18 protein-coding genes are annotated in these 24,020 nt (G+C 62.9%); 4 read left to right on the forward strand and 14 right to left on the reverse strand.

Going from position 1 to position 24,020, the window contains the following annotated elements; all coding sequences use genetic code 11:
- Positions 1-25: 25 nt before the first annotated feature.
- Positions 26-2,203 carry a carboxy terminal-processing peptidase gene (locus tag XalbCFBP2523_RS07670; RefSeq protein WP_045757824.1) on the reverse strand — a complete coding sequence of 726 codons (2,178 nt, stop codon included), beginning with the start codon at positions 2,201-2,203 and terminating at the stop codon, positions 26-28.
- A 387-nt stretch (positions 2,204-2,590) separates the two neighbouring features.
- On the opposite strand from XalbCFBP2523_RS07670, the gene XalbCFBP2523_RS07675 reads away from it, so the two are divergent.
- From XalbCFBP2523_RS07675 to XalbCFBP2523_RS07690, 4 genes are read left to right on the forward strand one after another with little or no spacing between them, the layout of a single operon-like run.
- Complete coding sequence (locus tag XalbCFBP2523_RS07675; RefSeq protein ID WP_045765399.1) at positions 2,591-3,244, forward strand: heteromeric transposase endonuclease subunit TnsA; 654 nt, start codon at positions 2,591-2,593, stop codon at positions 3,242-3,244.
- A complete protein-coding gene (locus XalbCFBP2523_RS07680) occupies positions 3,241-5,109 on the forward strand; it encodes a Mu transposase C-terminal domain-containing protein (protein ID WP_211286561.1) in 1,869 nt (622 codons plus the stop codon). Before XalbCFBP2523_RS07675 ends, XalbCFBP2523_RS07680 begins: the two co-directional genes overlap by 4 nt.
- Positions 5,102-6,001, forward strand: a complete 900-nt coding sequence (locus XalbCFBP2523_RS07685) for a TniB family NTP-binding protein (protein WP_045765398.1) — start codon at positions 5,102-5,104, stop codon at positions 5,999-6,001. The genes XalbCFBP2523_RS07680 and XalbCFBP2523_RS07685 overlap by 8 nt, the downstream gene beginning before the upstream one ends.
- Positions 6,001-7,017: a TniQ family protein gene (locus tag XalbCFBP2523_RS07690; RefSeq protein WP_052687919.1), complete on the forward strand. Its 1,017-nt coding sequence runs from the start codon at positions 6,001-6,003 to the stop codon at positions 7,015-7,017. Before XalbCFBP2523_RS07685 ends, XalbCFBP2523_RS07690 begins: the two co-directional genes overlap by 1 nt.
- 30 nt (positions 7,018-7,047) lie before the next feature.
- Here XalbCFBP2523_RS07690 and XalbCFBP2523_RS07695 read toward each other — a convergent pair whose 3' ends face one another.
- The 13 genes from XalbCFBP2523_RS07695 to mrdA form a co-directional block, all read right to left on the reverse strand.
- Positions 7,048-7,905, reverse strand: a complete 858-nt coding sequence (locus XalbCFBP2523_RS07695) for a DNA adenine methylase (RefSeq protein ID WP_045765397.1) — start codon at positions 7,903-7,905, stop codon at positions 7,048-7,050.
- 66 nt (positions 7,906-7,971) lie between these two features.
- Positions 7,972-9,414: a hypothetical protein gene (locus XalbCFBP2523_RS07700; protein WP_045765396.1), complete on the reverse strand. Its 1,443-nt coding sequence runs from the start codon at positions 9,412-9,414 to the stop codon at positions 7,972-7,974.
- Positions 9,415-9,435: 21 nt separating this feature from the next.
- Positions 9,436-11,163: a hypothetical protein gene (locus XalbCFBP2523_RS07705; RefSeq protein ID WP_146084060.1), complete on the reverse strand. Its 1,728-nt coding sequence runs from the start codon at positions 11,161-11,163 to the stop codon at positions 9,436-9,438.
- Between the two features lie 22 nt (positions 11,164-11,185).
- Complete coding sequence (gene lipA, locus XalbCFBP2523_RS07710; protein WP_045765394.1) at positions 11,186-12,241, reverse strand: lipoyl synthase; 1,056 nt, start codon at positions 12,239-12,241, stop codon at positions 11,186-11,188.
- A gap of 22 nt (positions 12,242-12,263) precedes the next feature.
- A complete protein-coding gene (lipB, locus tag XalbCFBP2523_RS07715; protein ID WP_045765393.1) occupies positions 12,264-12,965 on the reverse strand; it encodes a lipoyl(octanoyl) transferase LipB in 702 nt (233 codons plus the stop codon).
- Positions 12,953-13,231 carry a DUF493 family protein gene (locus XalbCFBP2523_RS07720; RefSeq protein WP_045765392.1) on the reverse strand — a complete coding sequence of 93 codons (279 nt, stop codon included), beginning with the start codon at positions 13,229-13,231 and terminating at the stop codon, positions 12,953-12,955. The genes lipB and XalbCFBP2523_RS07720 overlap by 13 nt, the downstream gene beginning before the upstream one ends.
- Positions 13,232-13,394: 163 nt before the next feature.
- Positions 13,395-14,603 carry a D-alanyl-D-alanine carboxypeptidase family protein gene (locus XalbCFBP2523_RS07725; RefSeq protein ID WP_045765391.1) on the reverse strand — a complete coding sequence of 403 codons (1,209 nt, stop codon included), beginning with the start codon at positions 14,601-14,603 and terminating at the stop codon, positions 13,395-13,397.
- A 153-nt stretch (positions 14,604-14,756) separates the two neighbouring features.
- On the reverse strand, positions 14,757-16,199 hold the full coding sequence (locus XalbCFBP2523_RS07730) for a septal ring lytic transglycosylase RlpA family protein (protein WP_045765390.1): 1,443 nt from the start codon (positions 16,197-16,199) through the stop codon (positions 14,757-14,759).
- Positions 16,196-17,326 carry a lytic murein transglycosylase B gene (mltB, locus tag XalbCFBP2523_RS07735; protein ID WP_045765389.1) on the reverse strand — a complete coding sequence of 377 codons (1,131 nt, stop codon included), beginning with the start codon at positions 17,324-17,326 and terminating at the stop codon, positions 16,196-16,198. Before mltB ends, XalbCFBP2523_RS07730 begins: the two co-directional genes overlap by 4 nt.
- Positions 17,327-17,761: 435 nt before the next feature.
- Complete coding sequence (locus XalbCFBP2523_RS07740; RefSeq protein ID WP_080928051.1) at positions 17,762-19,213, reverse strand: glycoside hydrolase family 28 protein; 1,452 nt, start codon at positions 19,211-19,213, stop codon at positions 17,762-17,764.
- A complete protein-coding gene (locus tag XalbCFBP2523_RS07745; RefSeq protein WP_080928050.1) occupies positions 19,188-20,522 on the reverse strand; it encodes a virulence factor family protein in 1,335 nt (444 codons plus the stop codon). Before XalbCFBP2523_RS07745 ends, XalbCFBP2523_RS07740 begins: the two co-directional genes overlap by 26 nt.
- Before the next feature lie 333 nt (positions 20,523-20,855).
- The gene (gene rodA / locus XalbCFBP2523_RS07750; protein WP_012915337.1) at positions 20,856-21,962 is read right to left on the reverse strand and encodes a rod shape-determining protein RodA; all 1,107 of its coding nucleotides are present in this window, start codon (positions 21,960-21,962) and stop codon (positions 20,856-20,858) included.
- The gene (gene mrdA, locus XalbCFBP2523_RS07755; protein WP_045765387.1) at positions 21,959-24,019 is read right to left on the reverse strand and encodes a penicillin-binding protein 2; all 2,061 of its coding nucleotides are present in this window, start codon (positions 24,017-24,019) and stop codon (positions 21,959-21,961) included. The genes rodA and mrdA overlap by 4 nt, the downstream gene beginning before the upstream one ends.
- Position 24,020: the final 1 nt, after the last annotated feature.

Below are 24,020 nucleotides of genomic sequence, written 5' to 3' on the forward strand. Positions count from 1 at the left end.
GCACGGCGGTGAAGTGCCGAATCGGTCAGTCGGCCCAGCGCCCCGGGCCGGTGGATTGCGGCAGCACCTGCGCCGACAACGGATGATCCTTTTCCAGCAGGTTCACCGCATCGGCCAGGATCGATGCCGATTCGCGTAGCAGTGGGTCCGGGCGCTTGTCGACCAGCTTCTCGCGCGCGGCATCCTTGACGATATCGCGCTCGTTGCCGGTCAAGCCGTCGTCGCTGCTATCCTCGGCCAGCGGATCCAGCGGCAGGCCAAGCTGCTTGCGGATCTCCTGGCGTTGTTTGCGCTGGGCATCCTGCTTCTCGCGTTCCGCACGGCGCTCGGCCTCGTTGAGCACCACGTATTTTTTGGCGGCCTCGGTCCGGAACTGGCGCACATCCTCTTCCCACCACTGAAATTCCTTGTCGTTGGCGATACGGCTGGCATGCTGCGCCTCCAACTTCGGCAACAACGCAGCAAAATTGCCGTACTGGGTGTGCGGCACCGCAGCGATGCGACTCCACGGCAACGCGTTGGCGTAGGTGCTCTCGCCGAACTCGGTGGCGTCAACGCTGGCCGGGAAGGCGATATCCGGCACCACACCCTTGTGCTGGGTACTGCTGCCGCTGATGCGGAAGAACTGCGCGATGGTCAGTTTGACCTGACCGAAGCGGTCGGTCTGGTTGGCCGGCCAGCGATCCAGATCGACGATATTCTGCACCGTGCCCTTGCCGAAGCTGGTCTCGCCGATCACCAGGCCACGGCCATAGTCCTGAATGGCGCCGGCGAAGATCTCCGAGGCCGAGGCCGAGCCGCGGTTGATGAGTACCGCCAGCGGACCATCCCAGGCCACGGAGGGATTCTGATCGCTGTTGACGGTGACGCGGCCACCGGATTCGCGTACCTGCACCACCGGGCCTTGCTCGATGAACAAACCGGTCAGTTCGATCGCCTCATCCAGTGAACCGCCGCCGTTATTGCGCAAGTCCAGCACCACCCCATCGACCTTGTCAGCCTTGAAGCCGGCCAATAGCTTGGCTACATCGCGGGTCGCCGAGGCGTAGTCCTTGGCGTTGCGGCGGCGGCCTTCGAAGTCCTGGTAGAACGCCGGCAGCTTGATGACAGCAACGCGACGCGCCGGCTGGCCATCTTTCGCTGGCAGGGTGATGGTCTCGCCCTTGGCGGCCTGCTCGGCCAAACGCACCTTCCGCCGGGTCAGCAGAACCTGACGATGCTTGCCGTCCACACCGGCCTCGGCCGGAATGTATTCCAGGCGTACCTGCGTGTCTTTGTCGCCACGGATCTTGGCCACGACATCGTCGATGCGCCAGCCGATCACGTCCTCGATCGGGCCAGTCTTGCCCTGACCGACGCCGACGATGCGATCACCCGGCTTGAGCGTGCCATCCAGCGCCACCGGGCCACCCGGGATGACCTCGCGGATCACCACCAGGTCGTCCTGCTTCTGCAACTGCGCGCCGATGCCCTCTAGCGACAGCGACATCTGCTGATTGAAATTCTCGGCGGTGCGGGGAGTGAAGTAGTCGGTGTGCGGATCGACGGTGTTGGTATAAGCGTTCATGAAGAACTGGAACACGTCCTCGCTCTTCAGTTCCTTGACCGAATCGGCGAGGTTCGCGTAGCGCTTGTCCAGGGTCTTGCGGATGTCCTCGGACTTCTTGCCAGCGAGCTTGAGCCGCAACCAATCGTTCATCACCGATTTGCGCCACAACGCATCCAGTTCTTGATCGTCCTTGGCCCACGGCGCCTTCTTGCGGTCGTACTCGAATTTCTCGTTGCCGTCGAAATTGAAGTCCTGTTTGAGCAACTTGCGCGCGTAGGCGATGCGCTGGTCCACGCGCTGCCGGTAGACGGCGAAGATATCGAACGCCGGTTCGAGCTCACCGGAAGCGATGCTGGCACCGAGGTTGTTCTGGAACCCGGCGAACTTGTCGACGTCGGCCTGGGTGAAGAACTGCTTGCTACCGTCCAGGGTCTCCAGATACTTGTTGAAGACCTCCTTCGACGTCGCCTCGTCGAGTGCGCGCGGTCGGTAGGCATAGCGGCTATCGGACAGCAATCCATAGACCAACTTGGAAGTGGTGGACTGGTCGGCAGTGGCGGCGGCCGGCAAGGGCGGCGCCTCGGTACGGGCGAACAACGCCAGCGGTGCGATCAGCGCAAACGCCAGCAGGAAGACGGGAGCTTTGAATTTCATCTAGGGACTCTCGGCACCAGGCCGTCAGGAGGGGCAGCACATCGCGTCAGACAACAACACAGTGGAGCAAGTTTCAGGCCGTGTCACCTGTTCCTGAACCAGACTAGCCGCCTACCTGCGCAGAAATGTGAACGGCACCGGTGCGGGACGTGCGGATGCTGGTGCCGGGGGGATGAACGCGAAGGACACGGCGACAACGCGCGCCGCTTCACCGGCACGCAGAGAGGGAAAGCAGGTCGCCGCGCTCAGCCCGCGACTGTGAATTCCAAAGCTCGCATGTACTACGCCGCCCAATGAAGCCTATTATTACATCGATCCTTTGTACTGGTTGCCAACAGACCCGGCGACTGGGTCCGAAATTCCACCGCTTGAGAGGACTGGTTCGCCATGCCCGTCCGTAAGATCGCTAAGAGCTACCGCAACGTGACCGGCATCGTGGCTGCGGCGAAGGCCGCTGGGCCGGCGCAGTTTGAGTCGACCCTGGAGCGGGACTTCCTCACTCGGCTGGAGTTCTCGCCCTACGTGCGCAGCTTCGAGGTACAGCCGGTCACCCTGTCCTGGCACGACGACGGACGCGAGCGACGCTACACGCCCGACGTGCTGGTGCACTTCAAGGCGCGGCACGGTGCCGAACCGACCCCGCTGCTATGCGAGGTGAAGTCCCGCTCCGACCTGCGCGAGCAATGGCTGGACTTGAAACCCAAGTTCCGGGCCGCCATCCGCTTCGCCAAGGCACAGGGATGGCGATTCAAGCTGGTGACCGAAGCGGAGATCCGGACACCGTACCTCGACAACGCCCGATTCCTGCTGCCCTTCGTGCGGCGCGGTCCGCCACCTGCGGACGACATGGACGTGCTCGACAATTCGCTGTGCGAACTGGGCGAAGCCGACGTGCAGACCCTGTTGGAAACCGCCTGCCGCGACGAATGGAACCGCGCCCGGTTGCTACCGGCGCTGTGGTACCTCGTCGGCACCTTCCACTTCGGTGCGGATTTGAACGCATCACTGACCATGTCCAGCCGTATCTGGAGCAAGGGATGAATTCCACACCCGCCACCTTCGCCGTACAACCCGGCACCGAAGTACTGGTAGGCCAACGACGTGGCACCGTTACCCGCATCCTCGACTTGGACGCCGTGCTGATCCGCGACTCCGAAACCGGCCAGATCCGCCAGGCGAAATTGACGGAACTGCAGCCAGCCATGCCAAGCATGGCCCTCGCCGCGCCCGGGCTGGAAGATCTCGCCGATGAAGACTGGCAGACGGCGCAACGCAGGCTGGATGTCATCCACCCGCTAGTACGAAAACGCGGGCGCACTCGCTCCGAAGTCAGCCAACGCGCGCGCGAGTTCGACCTGCATCCGAACACCTTATACAAGTGGCTGACCGCCTACGAAGCGACGGGACGGCTTACGGCACTCATGCCGAAGACGCGCCGCGACAAAGGGGCTCCGAAGCTTGCGGCTGAGATCGAAGCGATCATGCAGGCATCGATCGAAGACATCTACCTGACCTCGCAGCGCAAGCCGGTCTCCCGCGTCTGCGAAGACGTGCGCCGGCGCTGCTTGAACGCTGGGCTGGAGCCGCCACACGCGAACACGATCCGCAACCGGATCGCGCAGTTGGCGGAGCCACTGCGCACCAAGCGCCGCGAGGGCAGAAAGGCAGCGAGTGAGGCTTTTTCGCCGATCGAAGGCGAGTTCCCCGGCGCAGACTGGCCGCTCGCAGTCGTACAGATCGACCACACAAAACTCGACATCATCCTGGTAGACGACCATCACCGGCGCCCGATCGGCCGCCCATGGATCACGCTCGCCATCGATGTTTTCAGCCGCATGGTCGCGGGCTTCTACGTTTCCTTCGACCCGCCGGGCGCTCTGGCGACCGGCCTGTGCGTCGCGCATGCGGTCCTGCCAAAGGAGCAATGGCTGGCGAAGCGCGACATCGATGCGGAGTGGCCCGTGTGGGGCTTCCCCAAGACGCTGCACATGGACAACGCCAAGGAATTCCGCGGCCTGATGCTGCAGCGAGCATGCGCCGAGTACGGCATCGACATCAACTGGCGGCCGGTGGCGCGACCGCACTTCGGCGGCCACATCGAGCGGCTCCTCGGCACAGCCGGCAAGGAAATCCACACGCTCCCTGGTACGACCTTTTCCAATCCGCAGCAACGCGGCGACTACGACTCGGAAGGCAAGGCAGCGCTGACACTGAGCGAATTCGAAGCGTGGCTGACCGTTTACATCTCGCAGGTCTACCACCAGCGCAAACATTCCTCGCTTGGGATGTCGCCGCTCGCCAAGTACCGGGAAGGCGTCTTCGGCACGGAACAGCGACCTGGCGTGGGCCTGCCAGCGCGCATCGCCGACGAAGACCGGCTACGACTCGACTTCACTCCGTTTGTGGAACGCACGGTCCAGGACTACGGCGTCGTGATCGACGAGGTGCACTACTATCACGACGTGCTGCGGCGCTGGATCGGCGCGAAGGATCCGACTTCGCCGAAGACGAAGCGGAAGTTCGTCTTCCGGCGCGACCCACGCGACATCAGCACGATCTGGTTCTTCGACCCAGAGTTGCGCACCTACTATCCGATTCCATACCGCGACACGTCGCATCCGGCTATCAGCCTCTGGGAACTGCGCGAAGTCGAGCGCATGGTCAAGCAGGTTGGTAACGAGCCGGACGAACGCACCTTGTTCAAGGCTTACGACCGTATGCGCTCCATCGAGGATGATGCGCAGGCAAAGACCAAGGCCGTGCGGCGGGTCCAGCAGCGGCGGCGCGACGGTCTTGGCGCAGAGAAGCCGTCGATGGCGACCGGCCCCGTCGTTGAGACCGCTATTACCCCAGAGACGATCAAGCCGTTCGACGAGCTGGATCCGCTGAGCGAAGGACATGTCTGACACGCACGCCCACCTGAGCGCCGCTGCGGCAGCATGGCTGACGCTGTCGGCGGTGGAGCGGATCGAACGGATTCGCTCGCCGCGCTGGATCGGTTATCCGCGTACCAAATCCATCATCGCGAAGCTTGAGAACCTGCTTACCTGGCCAAAGTCGCACCGCATGCCGAACCTGCTACTAGTCGGCGACACCAACAACGGCAAGACCATGCTGGTGCAGCGCTTCCGCTCACTGCATCCCGCGCGCGATAACCCACAGGGCCAAGGCGTTCGCGTGCCGGTGCTGGCCATCCAGGCGCCGCCCACACCCGATGAGGGCCGGTTCTACAACGCCATCCTGGAACTGCTTTTCGCCCCCTACAAGCCGAACGACCGTGTGGACAAGAAGCAGGCACAGGTGGTCAAGCTGCTGCGTTACGTCGGCCTGCAGATGCTGGTCATCGACGAGATCCACCACATCTTGGCCGGAAACCTCAACCGGCAGCGCACCTTCCTCAACGTCATCAAGTACCTGGGCAACGAGCTGCAGGTTCCTATCGTGGGCGTGGGCACGAAGGACGCCTTCCGCGCGATCCAGACCGACCCGCAGCTCGCCAACCGCTTCGAGCCGGCCCTGCTGCCGCGCTGGACCTTCGATGCCGACTTCCTGCGCTTGCTGGCCAGCTTTGAGCGGATGCTGCCGCTGGCCGAGCCGTCGAACCTGCATGATACGTCGCTGGCAGCGAAGTTGTTTTCGCTGAGCGAAGGCTACCTCGGCGAACTATCGACGCTGCTAACGCTCGCTGGTGCCTCGGCGGTCGAATCTGGCCGCGAGCGCATCGATGCCAAGTTGATCGAAGCCCTTGGCTGGGTCTCGCCTTCGGAGCGCAGGCGCCAAGCTGAACGGGTGCTGTGATGCCGCTGTCCGGCGATCTCTGGCCGGCGCATCCCAAACCCTTGCCGGACGAACTGCTCTCGTCCTGGATTGCGCGCATCGCGTGCGCGAACGGCCTCAAGCTACAGACCTTCTGCGATCGTGTGTTCGGAAAAGAGCACCAATTGTGGAACCGCGACATTGACCGCCTGGCTCCGCCCTGGCTACTAGCATTGCTCGCACGCCACACCGGAACTCCGATCAGAACCGTTCGGCGCACAACACTCAACATCTACCGGGGGTGGCTGTTCCGCGAACGACATTCCGCTGGACAACTGCGCTGGATACTTCCCGCTGGAATCTACCACCGTACGCGCCGCCGCTTCGGTGTTCAGTACTGTCCGCAGTGCCTGGCTGATGACGAGGAGCCCTACTTCCGCACGCGTTGGCGCGTGGCCGCGCTGACATTCTGCGCGGGGCACCGCCTACGCCTGCATGACCGATGCCCGGCTTGCGCCGCACCCATCGTTTATCACCGCCGCGAACTGGGGCGACCGAATGTCACGGAACCGGGCCTGCTGTGCCTTTGCCACGCCTGCAACTTCGACCTCCGCAAGGCAGAGCGTGTTGGATTTCTTCCGTATGAAGCGAGCATAGGCACCGAACTCACCGAGATTGCCGCGCACGTTGCCGGCAGGACTACCGATTTGAGCATCGGCCACATGGACGTCCTGCACCAGCTATGCAAAGTGATGGTCAGCCTGCGCAAGTCCGCTCAACTCGGCGCGTTCACAGCTCACGCCATTGGCGCGCCAGACCTAGCCGTCCCTCGCGGCCGCCAAGCCTTTGAATCGCGACCCATCCAGGAGCGCGATCACATCATCCAGTTGGCTACCTGGTTACTGGCGGCACCGCAAGTCCGTCTTGACGAGGCATGGCGAGCGAAAGCCGTGCGCTACAGTGATCTGGTGCGTGATTTCCCTGAGGCTTCGCAGTGGTACCTTGCGACTGTTGATACGTTTAATCGAGGCCGTACTCGGCGCGTCAAATCGACGTGAGACCAGCATAGAGGCTAGCGCATACTGAACTTAGGCTACTTCGGCACGCGATGGGGCGATGCTGCGTGGCACCACCAGCCCGTCTTTAAGGATCATCACTTCGCTGCCGCGAAACCTGCCATTTGCACTGTAGTGCAGCCCGAATCGCTTCTGTCGGTAACTAGCGTACAACTTCTTGATCGGTGCCACTGCGTCGTACGAAACGATCCATGGCTGTCCGATGGTAGCCACCCGCGTGGCAATGTCGACATGACTTTCGTGACTGTAATGGTGCTCATATAACCCACGCCCCTTCACGTAGTACGGTGGATCGAGATAGACCAACGTACTCGCCGGCAACGTCGGCAGCACCGCGTCGATCAAAACTGCGGCATCCAAGTTATACAGCGAGATAGCTTCCGCTCGTACAGCAATGCGCTCAATGCGTGCAATCATGTCTTCTTTGTTGAAGCGTGCGTCTAAGGTCCACGCCCCGTCCTGCGCCTTGCCACCGATCACACCACCGCGAATGATGCCGGAGCGGTTGGTGCGATTGAGAAAAAATGTGGAGAACGCTAGGTCAAGCCCATTGGCATTGGGATCATCCTGGATCCGCCTTTGCGCATGCCACACTTCCATATTCACATCTGTCGACGCAATTCTGGCGCACAACTCGTCGGCCTGATGCAGCACTGCATGCCAGAACGCGTGAATTGATCGGTTAAGGTCATTGATATGAATATGAGAGACCACATTCGCCAGCAGCAGGCTGACTGCAATGCCGGCCCCGCCAGCATACGGCTCCATGTAGTGACCGCCTTGTAGTCCGTTACGATCGATGACTTTGCGCATGAAACGGGTCAGTCGGCCCTTACCACCGGGGTAGCGCAATGGAGTGTCGTAAGGCACGGCGTGGGGAGCTCCTAATCCTTTGCCGTTTTATAACAACCTTTGGCCAAGATGGCCAGCTTGGCCTCATGGAGTGCGCAAAGCGTCGAAAAGGCGCCGGAAATATGGTTGCCAGCGCTCCCATACACGCTTGACTTCCTGCCCTTCGGCATCAGCATTGCGATTGTGAATATAGCCGTGCAAGTTGCTTACCGAATGCCCATGCTCGCTACTGGAGATCCCCTGACGCGCACTGAGCAACTCGTGGTCGCGGCCCGCCGGATCCAGATTCTCCAACACGGTGCGGATCTTCAACTCCAATGACAGCCCGATATCGCCCCAGTGTGACTTGCTGTGCCTTGCGGGAATCGCGATCTGCTTCGCCGTCAGATAGAACTCCGAACTTAGCTCCAAGAACACGCGCATCAACAATGCAGCGGTATTGGGGAAGCCATCTGGGTCCAGGTTGCGAGCCTCTTCATAGAGTCGATTCAAGCGCGGGTCTTCAATGCGCAGATCATACCCCTTCCCGCGGAGCGCCAACGTTGTGCGCAAAAGCGTGGACGGTGCCGGCCGCATCGGCTTACCCTGCGGACGTGGCGCCTCAGGCCGCCCTTTGTCAGGCGTTGTTCCGTTCGCGCCGTTCCTACCTAGTGACGGATTGACGACCGAATAGGGATCATCAATCAGGTCGGGTGCTGCAGGGGATGCGGCCGGCGCCAGCACCGCTGCCTCGGCAAATCGGTCTATGAACGAGATACGCTGGTCCTGCTCAAGGATGTGACGCACCGGAAAACTCTTAGACCCCAACGCTTCGGCCATGGACAGCAGCAGCGCATTTCCTGCTGTCACATCGCCGCTCGCGAACGCTATCGCGTTGGCTTTGCGGTCGATGACAATGCCCAGCCGTGTGCGTACGTATGGCATCTGGAAGACGCGATCCAGATTGGTGGTTCGCCGCCTTAGGTTCTTTTCCAGCAGCGGAGTGAGCAGGCCGCGTCCACGCAGGTGATCGAGAATCGCACGTGAAGGACGGACCTTGCCGCTCTTGTATTCGTCGCGTCGATCCGTCGCCGGCGAACCCCACTGCACCAAACCCCGCCCATTCAAGGGATTATGCTTACGGTCAATCCACAACAAAGCATCATCGCGCCCCTCGAAAACAGCGCACTGTACGTGAGTGATCGGATCCATGCGAAACCGTTCGGCTAGGGCCTGGTAATCCCCCTCAAAGGCGGTGCCGCGGGCCAGCTCCGGGTTGCCCATTAGCCGCAATGCGGTGAGACGTCGATTGCCCTCGTACACAACATACCTATCCGCCGCATCGGGATTAGGCGCCACAATCAGAAATTCGGCAGGACTCAATCCATTCTCGAGGATGTCGCGGGATAGGTTCACCAGCTTCTGTTGCTGCTCCTCGAGCATGTTCTCCACGGACTCTTCCTGCGTATCCGCAGCCTCCAGTCGAAAATTTGATACGTCCAGATCGAGCTGATCGATTCGAATCGGTCGCTTATTCACGCCACTCATTAGCAGGCCCCATTATTCTAATCATATTGAGTTTGACGCTCGCTGCAGCGCGGTGCAAATATCGTCGGCGAAGGCTTCCGCCGACGTACGGCTGTGATTGAACAGCGCCAGCTTCATGTCGGCCGGATGCGGCTTGAGATTCGCCCAGACACCTTCGGCGTTCACCAGCGCGTGCAGGAGGCGCTTCAACCGTTCGTCGGAGAGTGGAACAGCCTCGAACAGAATCAGCAGCGCCGCTTTGCTGCGTTCGCTTCTACGGCGCTCGAACTCCACCAGGCTGCCGCAGCAGCCGGCGCATTCTATGTCAATCACCATGACGCGGCGCTCGATCTTGCCTGCGGAGTCGAGATAGCCCCATTGCCAGCGGCCACGCGGTTTGGTCAGCGGCAGATTCACTGTCGCGGGCGTGGGCGGACGCACACTAGCGGAAACGCTCTCAAGAGTGTTTAGGGCGTCGACAACTTTCAGTAGAGCGTCGAAGGACGCGGGCAGGCTCTTGAGGCGTTCTGCTTCGCGGCGCAAGGTCACACGCAGCGGCCCCACGCCCGTCGCCTGACCACCGGCTGCGCCTGCACCGAGCAACACAACGACCTGGGTGCGTCGGAAGGATGAGCGCTTGTAGCGGCACTCCGTCTTCGGTGTCTTTATCACGCTCTTTCCGTTCAAAGCTTCGAAGCGTTCGCTGGCGAGCGAAATGTCGATCGAGTCAATCTGCGCTTCCGGCTGATCGTCACTTTGGATTTCGGCGTCCGCGCCTAGCTTCGCCGTGCGGCGCGGCGGCGACCAAGCTGGCCTTTTCTCGTCCTCTGGGAGATCGGTGCCCGGATCCGCCTGAGTGCCGTCGTTGTCGCGCACCACTTCCAGCTCGTCGAACGGGAATGGCGCGGAGCAGCGCAGAAGCTCGTGAATGAGCCAGCGCTTGCCGCCGCCATCGACCGGCAGATCGACACCGCGCGTCGACCAGTCCGTCACGCCGCGAAATGGCAAACCGCATCCGGGGAAGACAGCCGCCCGGTTCGCCGTGCTCTTCAACAGCGAATCGTAGATCCGCGTCACGCCCGCGCGCGCATGGCCATCGCCCAGGATGCGGCCGATCACCCAGCCATCGTCGTCGGCCAACCATTGCCGTAGGCGCACGACCATACGATTCGAATCGCGAAGGGGGCCGCTGACGTCCGTGTCGATGAGCGTGTGCAGGTGCAATTGAAATGCACCGCTAAACACGGCGTGGGCAAGGTCGGTCGAGACCGCGTAGTAGAAGCGTATCGCCTCGATCATGGGCAACACGATGCCGTAGGGATCGCCACCATACTCGATCGCGAAGCACGGAGTGTGGCCCGTAAGGGCAAGCCTAGGCAATTGGTGCGCGAAGTGTGGGATCAGCCAGCGCTTGGGATCCTCCGACAGAACCAGGCCGGCTTCCACCAGCTTAACCGTCTTAGGTCCTATCTGAACTCCATGAAGCCGCTTTCCGTATCCCGCTGCATGACGAAGCCGCCGGCCGTTGCGCCAAAGCGAGCCAATCGCAAGATATGGCAGCAGGCCGATACCGATGCGGGCATGCTCAGGGGTCGTGCTGTCAAAATCGCGCTGGACACGCGGATTCGGCGGGGCAGCTGTGGTCGCCGGACTGAGGTAGACGTCGATCCGCGTATCCGCCCCGGCCCGTTCCACAGGGCCGAACCAGTCAATCCGCCAAATCCTGCCGTCCTTGGGGAATTCCCGGATCGGCGGGACTATGGTCGGCATCGCAGTCTAGTACAAAAAAGCGCTAGAGAGTCGCCGAAAGCGATGTGGAGTCCACATTACCGTTGGAATTCACAGCGACGCCGGCGCCAGCCGCCTGACGGTCGGCATGATAGGAAGAGCGCACCATCGGACCGGACGCCACGTGACTGAAACCCAGCACGTTGCCATAGTCCTCCAACGCCTTGTATTCCTCCGGCGTCCAGTAGCGCATCACCGGATGGTGATGGGCGGTCGGCTGCAGATACTGGCCGATGGTCACCATGTCCACGTCGTGCGCACGCAAGTCGCGCAGCGTGGCCTGGACCTGCTCCGGGGTTTCACCCAGGCCGAGCATGATGCCCGATTTGGTGGCGATGGACGGGTGTTGCGCCTTGAACTTCTGTAGCAGGGTCAGCGACCACTGGTAATCGGCACCGGGGCGCACGTTCGGGTACAGCTCCGGCACCGTCTCGATGTTGTGGTTGAACACATCCGGCGGATGCGTCGCCAGGATCTCCAGCGCACGCTCCATCCGACCTTTGCCACGGAAATCCGGGGTGAGGATCTCGATGCGGGTGGCGGGCGCCGCAACGCGGATCGCAGCGATGCAGTCGGCGAAGTGCTGGGCACCGCCATCGCGCAGGTCGTCGCGGTCCACGCTGGTCACCACCACGTACTTCAACCCCATATCGGCCACGGTCTGCGCCAGACTCGCCGGCTCGCCGGCATCCGGCGGCTTGGGCCGGCCGTGTGCGACGTCGCAGAACGAGCACCGGCGTGTACACACCTCGCCCAGGATCATGAACGTGGCCGTGCCATGACTGAAGCATTCGTGGATGTTCGGACAACTGGCTTCTTCGCAGACGGTGACCAGACGGTTTTCGCGCAGCTTGGCCTTGAGCGTCTGCACCGCGTTGCCGGAAGGCAGACGCACGCGAATCCACGACGGCTTGCGCAACACCGGCGCATCGACGAATTGCACTGGCGAACGGGCGATCTTGTCTTCGCCCAATTGCTTGACCCCGGCCTGCAACGGCGCCGATGCGCTATCGGCGGAGAGAACCTGCAAAGGAATGCTGCGTGCGCTGGGCTGGGTCATGGCGTGGTCGGCGGGCAGGCGATCAGGGCGCGTGCGTGAACGTGAGGTCGGGCAAGGCGTCGAGCGGTTGCAGGATCAGCCCGAACTGGCGAGCCAGTTGGGCCAGCAGCACCGGGGTGACCGCCTGCATGCCGGAAGGACCTCCCAAGTCTAACACCGCTGTCACCTGCAAGCCCTGATAGCCACAGGGATTGATCCGGCGGAACGGTTCCAAGTCCATCGCCACGTTGAACGACAGACCATGGAAGCTACATCCGCGCCGCACGCGGATGCCGAGCGCAGCGACCTTGGCGCTACCGACGTAGACGCCCGGGGCACCGTCGCGGCGTTCGCCCTGGATGTTCCATGTGTCCAGCGTGTCGATGATGGCCTGCTCGATCCGGCACACATACTCGCGCACGCCAATCCCCAGGCGGCGCAGGTCGAGCAACGGGTACACCACCAGTTGGCCGGGGCCGTGATAGGTGACCTGGCCGCCGCGATCCACGTGCAGCACTGGGATATCGCCCGGCGCCAGCACATGTTCGGGCTTGCCGGCCTGGCCGAGCGTGAACACCGGCTCGTGCTCGACCACCCACACCTCATCGGCACTGGACGCGTCGCGGGCATCGGTGAAGCGCTGCATCGCCCGCCACACCGGCTCGTAAGGCTGACGACCGAGATCGCGCACGGCGCATGGCAGCAGCGCGGGCACGGAAGGCGAGTGGGCGGTTACAGCGTCCACTTCACTTCCGGATGCGCGCGCAGCACGGCGTGCGCCGCGTCGTACTGGGCACGATCGACGGCGTGGAACGCGATCCGCACCGAGACGTACTTGCCGTTGGAGGAATGCTGCCAACGGATACGTTCGTCCAGCACCTCCACACCGGCAGCGGCGAGCAGGCGCGGTAGCTCCGATTCCAAGCCAGCGCTGGCGGCCCCCATCGCACTGAGTTCGAAAACGCCGGGAAACTGGAAGCCGTGATTGGGGTTATCGGAAACGATGTCCATGTCTGCATTATCGGGCTGTGCGCTGGCAAACCCAAGGCCGCGCCACGCACGGCAACCATTTTTCTTGCAAAAGCGGCTTGCGCTACGCAAGTACTCAAATCAGACCTGCACTTGGGAAACATCCCATAACGAAAAAGCCGGCGTCACCGCCGGCTTTTCCCACTCAGGCCGATTCCCACCACATCCAGAGGCTGTCCCACAGGCGTTTGAAGAAACCAGCCTCGTCGACTGCGTTCAATGCCACCAGCGGCGCTTGTGCGATCACCTTGCCGTCCAACGTCACCCTGACCGTACCGATCGCCTGACCTTGCTTGATCGGCGCCGTCAGGGTCTTGGGCACGTCGATCGACGGCTTCAGCTCGTTGTAGCGGCCCCGCGGCACGCTGACCAACAGCGGCTGCGCCACACCCAGCAGTACCTGCTTCTCGGTGCCCTTCCACACCCGCTGCTGCGCAACCTGTTTGCCCGGTTCGTAAAGACGATGGGTCTCGAAGAAACGGAAGCCCCAGTTCAACAACGCCAGGCTATCGTCGGCACGCTGCTTCTCCGAGCTATCGCCCATTACCACCGCGATCAGGCGTTGGTCGCCACGCTGAGCCGAGCTGAGCAAGCAGTAGCCGGCTTCGGAAGTGTGACCCGTCTTGATGCCGTCCACGCTGGGGTCGCGCCACAAGAGTAGGTTGCGGTTGGGCTGGGTTATATCGCCGACACGGAATTCCCTGATCTTGTTATAGGCGTAGGTTTCCGGGTAATCGCGCACCATCGCACGGCCCAGCAAGGCCAGATCGTAAGCGGTGGTGTAGTGGCCCTCGGCCGACAAACCGTGCGCGTTGACGAAGTGCGAACCAGTCATGCCGATCTTGGCGGCATAATTGTTCATCAGGTTCGCGAACGCCTCTTCGCTGCCAGCGGTATGTTCGGCCAGCGCGATTGCCGCGTCGTTGCCGGACTGCACGGCCATGCCCTTTTCCATGTCTTCCAGACGTGCGGTCTGGTTGACCGGGAAGCCACTGTAGCTGCCGTCGGTACCGGCACCGCCCTCGCGCCAAGCGCGCTCGCTGAGCATGACCTGATCGTCGCGCTTGATCTTGCCCTGCTTCAATTCGGCGGCTACCACATAGGAGGTCATCACCTTGGTGATGCTGGCCGGGGCCACGCGCAGGTGTTCGTTCTCGCCGGCCAGCACCTGGCCGCTGGCATAGTCCATCAGCACCCAGGATTTGGACACAGCCGGCTTGGGCGCGGGCGGAATCGCCACCGTGGCAGGCGCGACGGTGGCGGCCGGCGCCGCCGGTATCGGGCCTGAGGTCTGTGCGGAAACCATGCCAACGGCGAAGGTCGCCACGGCGGCGACGGCAAAGCGGAATTTCATCTAGAACGACTCCTGGCAGGCCTACAGGCCGATGATTAACGGGGCATTGTAGGACGAGGCACCGCCGTGGCTGCACAGACACGAGCCGGCGTTAAGCCATTAGCCATGGCAACCGCACCCAAGACGCCGCGACCGTTGCCCAAACGACACACCTCAGTCTTTCACGATCTGGGGACGGCCGAAGCCGAGTCCGGCAATACGCGCGGCCAACTCGGCGGCACTGCTGTGATCCCCAGCCTCGACCCGCAGACGCCACAATGTCCGCCCGCCGGAAACGATGTCGCTGATGCTGCCACCGACGATGCCGGCGGACGCCAACTGCGACAGCGCGCGATTGGCATTCTCCCGGCTGGCGAAGCTAGCGACCTGCAGCAGGATGCCGAGCGGCCCGCGCGACGATGTCGCCTCGGCAGGTGTGGGCGACACAGGGGGACTGACCGGTGCGGCTACGGCCGGCGTTGCGAGGGCAACGCTGCTCCTGGCGCTAGACATTGCGGGCACAACTGCGGGCGCACTGGCAGTCGCCACGGCTGGGACGCTGCGTGCCGGAGCCGGAGCGGCAACGACCACGCTGGATTGTTGGAGCGTGGTCGGCTTGCCGGTGGCGACATGCACGCCGCGCGACTTCATCCACGCATCGAAACGATCGGCATTGGGAGGGGTGTTGGCGTCGGCCTGGACCCGGTAACGCCAGCGCTCGCCCTCCGGGAGCGCAGCGGCGGCCGCAGCGGCCGCGGCCGCGGCTGCGGTCGGCGTCGCAGGCGGGGCAGCAACCACGCCCGACCTGGACGGCAAGGTCTTGACCAGAGTGTCCATTTCCCTCGCGCGCCGCACCGCGGCGGCATCGGCAGAGCCGGCGCTGGCCACCAAGGTGCCAGCAGGCCGGACGCTGTGACGCCTGACAAGCAGATCGCCATTGTCGGCCGGAGTCAGCCCCCGCACCTCCACTCGACCAGTGCCATTGCCGGTGATCCCTAGCTTGACCGCCGCCGCATAGCTCAGATCGATCAGCCGATCATCATGAAACGGGCCACGGTCGTTGATTCGCACCACCACCGATGCGCCGTTGTCCAGATTGGTGACCAGGGCGAAGCTGGGCAGCGGCAGGGTCTTGTGTGCGGCGGTGAAGGCGTACATATCGTAGACCTCCCGATTCGACGTCAGGCGACCATGGAATTTGTTGCCGTAATAGGAGGCGGTACCGCGTTCGACATAACTGTGCGGATCGTCGATGACGGTGTACGCGCGGCCCAGCACCATGTAGGGGGAGCGGTTGCCGATCAGCGAGCGTGGCTCGTCGGTGACCAGCGGCTCGGGGATGCAGGCGACGTTGGGCACCTCATCGGGCGTGCTGTCGCGCACCCCGGGCGCGTACAGCCCGCCGGCGGTGTAGTTGCCGCGCTTGGATAGGTCTTCTTTGGCGGGCGCGTAAGGCGAGGTAACGGGACAGCCAGTGGCGATATGTACCGGCCCGCGACCTTCGACTTTGATCCCGGGAACGCGACTGCTTACGGTCTTCTTCGGGGCGCTACTGCAGGCGGCCAACGCCAACACAGCGACGACAGGAGCGATCCGGAGCAGCGCGTGCGGGTTCATGCCGGCGGCAATTCCTTACCTGCGATGGCCTGGGACAGTTGGTAAACCGCCATCGCATACATTTTGGAGGCGTTGTAGCGGGTGATCGCGTAGTAGTTCTGGAAGCCAAACCAGTACTGCTTGCCGGTACTGCCATCGAGTGTGATCGGGGTGGCGGTGGCACCGGCGGGGACTGGCACATTCGGCGTGTAACCGCGCGCGGCTAGGTCGGTCATGGTGTAGATCGGTTTCCAATCGCTCGGATTGAATTCCTCGGCGCCAGCGCGCAGCGTGGCCGGCACGGCGACCAGGCCACCGCGTACCCAGCCCCCCCTCTTGACGAAGTAGTTGGCAATGGAGGCGAACGCATCGTTGTAGTCGGTGAACATATTGCGCTTGCCATCGCCATCGCCATCGACCGCGTACTGGCGGTAGCTGGAAGGCATGAATTGACCAAGGCCCATGGCGCCAGCGTAGCTGCCCATCAGCGTGGTGATGTCAACGTGTTCTTCGTGGACCAGCGCGAACAGTTGGCCGAGTTCATCGCGGAAATACAGTTCGCGACGCACCTCGCGCTCGAGATTGGCCGGATCGCCACTGCGCGGATAGCGGAACGCCAGCGTGTACAGGGCATCCAGCACACGGTACTTGCCCATGTTCTTGCCATAGCTGGTCTCCACGCCAATGATCGCGACGATGATCTCGGCAGAGACACCAGTGCGCGCCTGTACGCGCATCAGCGCATCGCGATGGGCAGCCACGAAGGCACGGCCGTTATCGATCTGCGCCGGGGTGATGAACATCGGCCGGTACTCGCTCCACGGCTTGACCCGCTCGGCCGGGCGCGACATCGCCTCCACGATCGCATCCTTGAACTGCGCCTTTGCCAGAGCCGCCTCGATCTGCGCGGGATCCAGGCCGTACTTCGTCGCGGTGTCGCGCACGAAGTTTGCGCGCGCGGTTTCAAACGGTACCGGGGTCAGATCGACCGGCGGTGCCGACACGGTCTCCGGCAACGTCTCCACCGGGCGGGTTGAACGCGATGCAGACGGCGACCCGCTGGCCTGCGACGACGGGAGCGCCTTGGGCAGAGTCGCGCATGCAACCAAGCCAAGGGCGAGTAGGCACATCAGCACGTATCGGATCATGTCGACACCCTAACAGATTCAAGATGAATTTTCACCAATAAAACCATGAAACATAAGAACTTTACCATCACACCAAGACGACGCACTGTGTTGCGTTCCACAGATGCAGCACAGCCCACCCCGCCGACATCGAGTAGCAGTAGCGGGAAAAGAACAGCCGGGCTTGCGTCCAGCGACCAGGAAACCCCAGGGGACACCGAGAGCAAAACAGCAGGCCGATGTCGAGCAGATCGATCCGGCGAACTGATCATCCAGGATCATGCGGATGAAGGTCGTCGGCTTTACCAGGGAAGCGCGAGCCCACAGCAACCTGACCTGAAGCGTCATTCGCACGAACCGCGAACAATGCCGGTGCTGTACAAGCCGCGACACAGATACAACCATGCCCTCGAACAACGCAGAACGCGCGGCCGACACGCGCATGCGGGGCCAGCACTACAGAGTCGGGAACACCGGCGGACTGTCGCACACCGGCACCGTGCCCGCCACCGAGACCGCATACGTCGTGACGGCGCTATCGGCATTCACCTGCAGGTTGGAACGATCCACACCGATGCGCGCGTTGTCGATCTTGAGCGTGGTCACGTCGGCCGACACATGCGCGAGTACCAAATCCAGCGGCGCAGCAGCACTATAGCCCTGCACCACGCCGCTCTTGCCCGTCGGCGTGTCCTGCGCCTTCAAACCTTCGACCACAATGCGCTCGAAGGTCGGCACGGCCCCACGGCCGCCATGGCCGCCGCCGTACAGCGGATTGATCACCAACGGCTTGGCCACACCGAACAGACAGGTATTGCGATAAGTGACGTCGCGCACCGGGCCACCCTTGGCCAGACCCGTCTTGATGCGCAGGCCGTTGTTATCGGTGGCGACGATGTCGTCGGCATCGTGGCCGACCAGGCTGTTGCCGTCCACCAGCACGTTGCCGACGCCGTGCATCACCTCGCTACCGATGGAAATGCCGTGGGTGCCATAGAAGCGTGAGGCCCGCACGGTGATGTTGGCCGAGCTGGCCGCACTGGTCTTGATCGCCACACCGTCGTCGCCGGTCATTACGTCGTTGTCGAACAGGGTTGCGTTGGTGACGCTGTCCAGATCCAGACCATCGGTATTAGGACTATTGGCCGGCGCTTTGACCCGCACGCCCCAGACGGTAACGCCGTCGCCGCCGTGCACGAACAGGTGGAAGTACGGCGCGTTGAGCAGGTTGACATGGTAAACGCGCAAATCGGCGACGCTCTGCGCGCGGATGAGATCGGGATTGTTCTGGGTCAGGCCATCGGCCTTGGCCTTGCGGGCAAATCGCCACCAACTGTCGTCGCTACCGAGCATAGGCAGGTCGCCACGACCATCGATGCTGCCCTGATGACCGGCGCGGTCGCGCACGCCCATCACGCCCAACGCGCGGCCTTCTAGCGTGATCAGCGCCCGGCAAGCGCCGCTGCGCGCCGCCGCCTGACCGCATCGGTTGCGACCGGGGTTCTGATAATCGGACGGGTTGCGCGAGGCGAACAGGGTCACGCCGGCATCGATCGCCAGGGTCACATCGCTACCGATGCGCAACGGCCCGGTCAAGAACGCGGAGCCAGTGCCTGCACGCAACAACACGGCGCCACGTCCACGACCAACGGACGCGCAACGATCCAATGCAGCTTGGATACGCGCGGTATCCGGCGGACGCCGTTCCAATGCATCAGCAAAGACGCGCTGTTTCGGCTGCAGCGTGGCCAACAGCGGCTGTCCGCAGGCCGCGGGAATGGATGGTTCGACAACCGCGCGACTATCGCCTGTGGCCGCGCATGCTGGACGTGCGGCCAGCACCGCCATCAGGATGAGGCAGAGTGCGTGGCGCGGTATCACATCACTCCCTGACCACGGCCGGCACATGCGACGGTGCAACGGATGTCGCCAAAGACGGCGGCACCGACGCTTCGAATTCGATCGAGGAAATCTCCTCGTTAACGGACAGTTGCTGCCAGCGGTTCTCGACAATGCTGGCCAGGCCCGCAGGACGCTCATCGAAATGGTGACCACCATGCAACGCCACGACCTGCGCACCACGCGCACGCAGGGACGGACACAATGTGTCCTTCTCCTTGTCGCCGTAGACGCACAGCAATTGCGATGGAGCAATGCGCGCAACCTCCGGCAGCACTGCCAGCGCGTCGTCGGTTTCGCCCAGATGCAACCAGCCACGCACGCGGATCTGGAAATCGGCCTTGTCCGCAAGACCCAGCAACGCCAACAACCCGACCTCGGACCGCTGCGACGATGGCAGACGGTTGTACATGAAGGGCAGCGTCGCCGCGCCGAAGGAATAGCCGACCAACAAAATCTTCTGTGAACGCCACCGCTGCTGGTAATAGGCGATGACCCGGCTCAGGTCGGCGCTGGACTGCGCGGGCGACTTAACCCGCCAAAAATACCGCAGGCTGTCCCACCCGACCACGGCTATGCCGCGACGTTGCAGTGCTTCGGCAATCCCCTTGTCGATGTCGCGCCAGCCGCCGTCACCGGACAACACGATCGCCAGCGGCGCGCCCGCCCTGGGAACAGACATTTCGATAAGCGGCAGATCGTCCAGCACACCGCCACGCCCAGACGCATGCAAATGCGCGGCCACACGCGTGGCCAACGCCGCCTCCGGGGTACCGGTGGCCGGCGCGGCCACGGTATCGACGAAGCTCTGCGCCGGTATGGCGCCGCCGCGCCCGGCACAAACCTCGGTAGGCAGCGGCGCGACGCCAACGGCACCGCCCAGGGTCGCGCCGGGCGCGGCACCGACGATGCGCTCCACCAGCGTCGCCATGCGCCCAGTTCCGGCCAACATGGGCAAAAAGTAGCTGTCGCCGTGTAATTCACGTTGCAGGTGCCGGCTCAGATGCTCCGCATCGCGCCAAGCTTTATCGCAACGATGTTCAGCACGACCCAAGTGCTCGAGATAACGCTCGCCGTCGACCACCGCGACCAGTACACCGGTGGCAGCAATGCGGGTCGCCGCGTCCTGCCGTTGCGCCGCGTTGCCGCTGGCAAGCAGGATCACCAATCCTTGCGGTACAGCCGGCGGATGCACCAAGGTCGCGCGACCGTAACCCTTACTGTGCAGCGTGCACTGCGGAAAGTAATAGCGGAACAGGACATAGCCACTCAACCCCAACACCATACACATCAACAGCAAGATTCGTAGCAATTTCATCAACAGACAGCCATACCGGCGCGACCGAGCGAGTTAGGAGTAAAGCGAGAAAAAAGCACGACAGCCGCGCAGTTGGCCGTCCCTGGAACCCAAATCGAACAGGTGCGCTACGCTGACGTCATGCCACGGATGTATGTCGGGCACCAAGCAAATCAGCGCCGCCCTGCATGACAAGACAACCTTTCTACGCTAATACACAACTCGGCGAGGATCATCATAACCACATCGCACCAAGAGATATTGTGATCGAGGCAGACACATGCTGCAATCATTCAGCACGGCGTGAACACGCCATGATGAAACCCAATACCAGGAAAACACACTGGTCAGCGCTCAGTAACCATGCACCGGCCGGTAGGATTTCACCGCCATCACTAACCCCAGCCCGGCCAACAGCGACACCGCCGAAGTACCGCCGTAGCTCATCAGTGGCATTGGCACACCGACCACCGGCAACACCCCGGAAATCATGCCGCCGTTGACCAGCACATAGACGAAGAACGCCAGCCCGGTGGCCCCAGCCAGCAGGCGCGAGAAGGTGTCACGGGCCTGCGCAGCGATCCACAAACAGCGCCCGATCACTACCATGTAAAGGGTCAGCACGGTGGCTACGCCGATCCAGCCGAATTCCTCGCTGAGCACGGAGAAGGCGAAATCGGTGGTCTGCTCCGGGATGAAGTTCAGATGCGACTGCGAACCCATGCCCCAGCCCTTGCCGTACAGACCGCCGGAACCGATCGCGATCTTGGACTGGATGATGTTCCAGCCAGCACCGAGCGCGTCGCTCTCCGGATTGAGGAACATCATGATGCGGTCTTTCTGGTAAGGCCGTAGCAGCCAGTACCAAGCCACTGGTGCCGCCGCGGCAACGCCACCGACGGCGATACCCACCCACCACCACGGCAGCCCCGCCAGCAACAGCACGAAACCGCCACTGGCGGCGATCAGCACACCAGTGCCGAAATCCGGCTGCAACATGATGAGCGCGGTCGGGATGCCGATGATGATCCCGCTGACCAGTACAGTGAAAATCCGCGGCGGCAGCGGCATGCGGTGCAGATACCAGGCCACCATCATCGGCATGCTGATCTTCAGCAGTTCGGCCGGCTGCAGATAGAACAGCTTCAAATTCAGCCATTGCCGGCCGTACTTGCCAGTGCCCAGCACGAACACGGCCAGCAGCGGCAGCATCGAAAACGTATAGATCAGCGGCGTCCATGCACGCAGACGCAACGTCGAGACCCGCGACAGACCCCACATCGCCGCCGCTCCGATTGCAAAGCGCGCGCCCTGCGCCATCACCAAATGGTTGCCGCCAGCGCTCTTGAGTACGGCCAGCCCCATCACCATCAGCGCGCCCAGGGCCAGGCACAGCACCCAGTCCAGGGTACTGGCGAAACGGCCACCGATCTCGACCAGCCAGCGCAGGAAATCCTTCATCGTTCGTCCGGGATCTCGTCGGGGATCGGCGGCGGTGCCGACGGCAACGGCACTGCCGCGGCATCCACCTCGGCCTGACCGATCAGCACCGGGCGCTCGCCGACGGCCAGCGCGACCGCGTCGGCGGCGGCGCGCGAACGCGGATCTTCGGCATAGTAGAGCCGGCTGCCGAATGCGGTGGCGCCGCGCAGGCTGTCCAACGGTTCGATACCGGCAGGCAGGCGCCCGAGCAGCCAAGCATCGAATATCTTGCGCGCAATCGGCGCTGCGGTGCTGGCGCCGTAACCGCCGCCCTCCACCGCGATCGCCAGGGCGATGGTCGGATGGTCTGCCGGGGCAAAGCCCTCGAACAGCGAACGGTGGCGCAGGTGCATCGGCAGGTTGCGCGGATCCACCGCAGCCAGCCCCTTGCGGCTGACCACCTGTGCGGTACCGGTCTTGCCCGCCATCTGGTAGGGCGCACCGACGGTGATGGAATAACCGCTACCGCCTGGGCGCATGGTGTCCATCATGCCTTCGCGCACCGCCTGTAGGTTGCCAGGATTGTCGCTGATCGGCTTGCCCGGCCCGATCGCTATCGGCTTCCATGGCTGATCGAAGGCCGCACGCGTGGCCATCACCAGATGCGGCGTGCGCAACCGACCGTCGGCAATCCCGGCCACCCCACGCGCCAATTGCAGCGGCGTCACTTTCCAGTCGCCCTGGCCGATAGCGATGTTGACCGTATCACCCGGGTACCACGCTTCCTTGCGACTCTTCGCCTTGTAGGCCGGCGACGGCACGATGCCACCGGTCTCGCCGATCAGGTCGATGCCGGTCGGACTGCCAAAACCATAGCGGCCCATGTAATGGTCGACCTTGGTAATGCCCATGTCGACAGCCAGCTTGTAATAGTAGGTATTCACCGATTGCGCGATCGACTTGCGCAGGTCGGTCCAACCGTGCCCGCCCCGATGCGAGTCGCCCCAGCCACGGCTGACACCTGGCAGATAGAACATGCCGGTGGACAGGATCTTGTCCTCCGGGCGACGGGTACCGCTCTCCAGACCCGCTAGGCCCATGAACGGCTTGATCGTCGAACCAGGGGCCACGCCACCCAACACCAGCCGGTTGAATTGCGGCCGCGACGGATCGCTGTTGAGCGCCTGAAAATCCGCGTGAGAAATGCCGTTGACGAATAGATTCGGGTCGTAAGCCGGCAGACTGACCATCGCCAAGATCTCACCCGTCCGCGGATCGAGAGCAATCGCCGACCCCTGATAGTCTCCGAACGCGGCAACCATGGCGCGTTGCAGATCGGCGTCGATGGACAGGCGCAGATCGGCGCCGGACTGCGCAGGCACCCGGCCGACGGTACGAATCGCACGGCCCTGTACGTTGGTCTCGACCTGTTCGTAACCGACCTGGCCGCGCAGTTGTTCCTCGTAATACCGCTCCAACCCCGATTTACCGATGTGAGTCAGTGCCGCATTGCCCTCCCCCAGCGTCTCCAGATCCTTCTCGTCGATACGACCGACGTAACCGATGACGTGCGCAAACAGGTCGCCATAGGGATAGTGGCGAGTCAGATACGGCTCCAACTCCACGCCCGGAAAGCGCCAGCGATCCACGGCGAAACGCGCCCGTTCCTCTTCGCTCACACGCAGTTTCAAGGTGATTGGACGGAAACTGCGGCTCGCCTTGCGCGCGGCCTGGAAGTGCTCGATGTCCTCGGGCGACAGTGCAATGACGTTGCCCAATGCGGCCAACAGCGCGTCCATGTCCGCCACCTTGTCCGGGGTCACGTCGAGCCGGAACGCGGGCAGGTTTTCGGCCAACAGGCGGCCGTTGCGGTCGTAGATCATGCCACGCCCAGGCACCACCGGCCGCGGCTTGATCCGGTTGGCGTCCGAACGCGTGGCGTAGACATCGTGGTCCAGTACCTGAAGCTTGAAGTACCAACCGCCCAAGCCAAGCAATGCCAGCAACGCCCCCAGCAAACCCAGCGCCGCACGGCGCCGAAACTGCTCGGCCTCGGCATGCGGATTCTTTTGCGCGTGGCGCGTGTTCAGGGCCATG

Origin of the sequence: Xanthomonas albilineans (assembly GCF_002939705.1) — a bacterium.
Lineage (GTDB): Bacteria > Pseudomonadota > Gammaproteobacteria > Xanthomonadales > Xanthomonadaceae > Xanthomonas_A > Xanthomonas_A albilineans.

Coding starts and splice junctions, on each gene's coding strand:
- XalbCFBP2523_RS07670 (WP_045757824.1), bottom strand. CDS start 2,203: ATGAAATTCAAAGCTCCCGTCTTCCTGCTGGCGTTTGCGCTGATCGCA.
- XalbCFBP2523_RS07675 (WP_045765399.1), top strand. CDS start 2,591: ATGCCCGTCCGTAAGATCGCTAAGAGCTACCGCAACGTGACCGGCATC.
- XalbCFBP2523_RS07680 (WP_211286561.1), top strand. CDS start 3,241: ATGAATTCCACACCCGCCACCTTCGCCGTACAACCCGGCACCGAAGTA.
- XalbCFBP2523_RS07685 (WP_045765398.1), top strand. CDS start 5,102: ATGTCTGACACGCACGCCCACCTGAGCGCCGCTGCGGCAGCATGGCTG.
- XalbCFBP2523_RS07690 (WP_052687919.1), top strand. CDS start 6,001: ATGCCGCTGTCCGGCGATCTCTGGCCGGCGCATCCCAAACCCTTGCCG.
- XalbCFBP2523_RS07700 (WP_045765396.1), bottom strand. CDS start 9,414: ATGAGTGGCGTGAATAAGCGACCGATTCGAATCGATCAGCTCGATCTG.
- XalbCFBP2523_RS07705 (WP_146084060.1), bottom strand. CDS start 11,163: ATGCCGACCATAGTCCCGCCGATCCGGGAATTCCCCAAGGACGGCAGG.
- lipA (WP_045765394.1), bottom strand. CDS start 12,241: ATGACCCAGCCCAGCGCACGCAGCATTCCTTTGCAGGTTCTCTCCGCC.
- XalbCFBP2523_RS07720 (WP_045765392.1), bottom strand. CDS start 13,231: ATGGACATCGTTTCCGATAACCCCAATCACGGCTTCCAGTTTCCCGGC.
- XalbCFBP2523_RS07725 (WP_045765391.1), bottom strand. CDS start 14,603: ATGAAATTCCGCTTTGCCGTCGCCGCCGTGGCGACCTTCGCCGTTGGC.
- XalbCFBP2523_RS07730 (WP_045765390.1), bottom strand. CDS start 16,199: ATGAACCCGCACGCGCTGCTCCGGATCGCTCCTGTCGTCGCTGTGTTG.
- mltB (WP_045765389.1), bottom strand. CDS start 17,326: ATGATCCGATACGTGCTGATGTGCCTACTCGCCCTTGGCTTGGTTGCA.
- XalbCFBP2523_RS07740 (WP_080928051.1), bottom strand. CDS start 19,213: ATGTGCCGGCCGTGGTCAGGGAGTGATGTGATACCGCGCCACGCACTC.
- XalbCFBP2523_RS07745 (WP_080928050.1), bottom strand. CDS start 20,522: ATGAAATTGCTACGAATCTTGCTGTTGATGTGTATGGTGTTGGGGTTG.
- rodA (WP_012915337.1), bottom strand. CDS start 21,962: ATGAAGGATTTCCTGCGCTGGCTGGTCGAGATCGGTGGCCGTTTCGCC.
- mrdA (WP_045765387.1), bottom strand. CDS start 24,019: ATGGCCCTGAACACGCGCCACGCGCAAAAGAATCCGCATGCCGAGGCC.